3 protein-coding genes are annotated in these 2,125 nt (G+C 28.9%); all 3 read right to left on the bottom strand.

What is annotated here, in order from left to right:
• Positions 1-100: 100 nt before the first annotated feature.
• The 3 genes from VK071_11410 to VK071_11400 all read right to left on the bottom strand — a co-directional run bounded on the left by VK071_11410 (position 101) and on the right by VK071_11400 (position 1,145).
• Positions 101-523: a hypothetical protein gene (locus VK071_11410; GenBank protein ID HLR35917.1), complete on the bottom strand. Its 423-nt coding sequence runs from the start codon at positions 521-523 to the stop codon at positions 101-103.
• A gap of 5 nt (positions 524-528) precedes the next feature.
• Positions 529-669, bottom strand: a complete 141-nt coding sequence (locus tag VK071_11405; protein HLR35916.1) for a hypothetical protein — start codon at positions 667-669, stop codon at positions 529-531.
• 350 nt (positions 670-1,019) lie between these two features.
• Positions 1,020-1,145, bottom strand: a complete 126-nt coding sequence (locus VK071_11400; GenBank protein HLR35915.1) for a hypothetical protein — start codon at positions 1,143-1,145, stop codon at positions 1,020-1,022.
• Between the last annotated feature and the right edge of the window lie 980 nt (positions 1,146-2,125).

Below are 2,125 nucleotides of genomic sequence, written 5' to 3'. Positions count from 1 at the left end.
CATAATAGTCAAAATTAGTTAGTAAATATTCTACTCGATTATTTTCATCATTATTAACATGTTTTACATAATCAATATTCATTTTATCTTATAACCTCCTTTATTCTAAACCTAATGATTTATTTACACTTTTTCTTGAGCGTTGAGAGCTTTCAATAATCGCTTTATAAATATCATCACCCGAGTAACCTTTAGAAATCTGCTTTTCAATTATCTGTTCCCATGTCAAATTAGGATCTGATTCATATAATGACTCTGCTAAAGTTCTATCCATCATCAATTCTCTTGCCTGTGTTCTAAATTGATTTCTTAAATTAAAAGCCTGTTCAGTCTGTTTCTCAATTGATAAATTCTTATCTACCAAATCAGGAATTTTTGCTTCTTGTTCCAGATACCATTTTCTAGCTTCTACATTAGTAAGTGTTCCAAGTTTAAAATCCACATTTTCTAATAGTTCTTTTTCATCCACCAAAACTTCCTTACCACCAGACGCGGTAATACCTAATGTAGTATCTACTTCCATCGAATTTATTCCCTATAAGTAAGACCACTAATCCCTATTCCAATCCCCATAGCCACATACGGATTTAAATCATATCTATCCATAAAGGCATTAGATGCTACTGAGTCAACTGTATTAGAGATTGCACGTTTGGCCTGGATTGCCATAACCTGTTCTAAGGGAATACCTTTTTTACTATAGGGGTTCCCATGGTAGACATTATTGTACTTGCATTACCTATTTTATAATATAATTCTAGATTAGATTTAAATATACTATCCCTGATAGGGTTTACAGCTACAGATGTACCATCCCCCTTTAATCCATAAAAAAGGTTATTTCCTCCCTCTGAGTCCATATAAGGCGAAACAAGTACCTATTGCTCCAACTCCAAAGACTACTGGAGCCGCCAGTCCCCCAGATAATACAGTTAAAACTAGTCCTGCTTCTAAAAAAAAGGATACGGCATCTCCTGCAGTTTGTGTTAATCATTTTTTAACGTATATCTATTATGCTATTACATATTAAACCTTATGTTCTTGTTAAAATTAACTAACTTAACTTTAGGCTCACTAATTTGCACTACATTGTCTACGGCTCTATTCATATCTCTAATACCATTAATCCATACTACAATTTTCATGGCTGCATATGGTTTTATGGCTATTGATATATATTCATCATTAAAGCTATAGCGATATAAAAAGTATTACTTCGATTTAAATTCTTGGTATGTTTCTAAGATATTCTATATTAACGTTATAAATATATAGTATTATAAATTTATACAATAAACCCCTTAAAAATGAATTCATCTTATGTGTTTAGAAAAAACTAAAACAAAATATGTTTTAACAATTATGGATATTCCTTAAAAACAGCCATTAGATTTTTTGCATCTATTAATCGTTAAATATTATACTTTATTTGGTTATATATTTTTACTATGCATATTGAATAAATATTAATGATACTTCTAAATCTATTATATGAAATAACGTTTATTTCTTTATCATCCACTCTACTTAAAGGGATATATGATCCCGAATATGGTAAATGTATAATATCTGAAATGCTCCATATAATGTTTCCCACTTCGCTAATTGAAAGTTATGATTATCTCGAATATAATTCTCCATTAAGTGAATAGTATACATATTGTCAAATTCTAACAAATTTATCAATACGATATGAAGAACTAATTTTTCGTTAACACTAATTGTCCTTTTTTTAAATCCTACCATTAATATTCATCTCCCATTTTCCATTTTTTAAAGACACTAATAGATGGTATTTTACCTATTATACTAAATTGTTAACCATCATCCTAATTTAAATTTGTTTTGTCATAATGCCATGGCTATACAAACTTTCGTCTCAGATTATAAAAAATGCAAATAAAAAAATAATAAGGACAAAGCTAAAAATGCTTTGCCCCTAAACTAAATTTATATAACTTATAAATTTAGTATGAAATACATATCTGATTCTTAAGATATTGAATATATGTTTTCTATAACCCCCCATTATCATTACCTATGGATTTGATTTTTAGCATAAGCCTGATCATAAGCATGCAAAAATTTATCTGGTAAACGCAATCTACAATATTCATCTATAAGA

The organism is Tissierellales bacterium, from assembly GCA_035301805.1.
Taxonomy (GTDB): domain Bacteria; phylum Bacillota; class Clostridia; order Tissierellales; family DATGTQ01; genus DATGTQ01.
The sequence above is the reverse complement of the archived record's forward strand: the minus strand, read 5'-3'. Positions and strand labels throughout refer to the sequence as shown.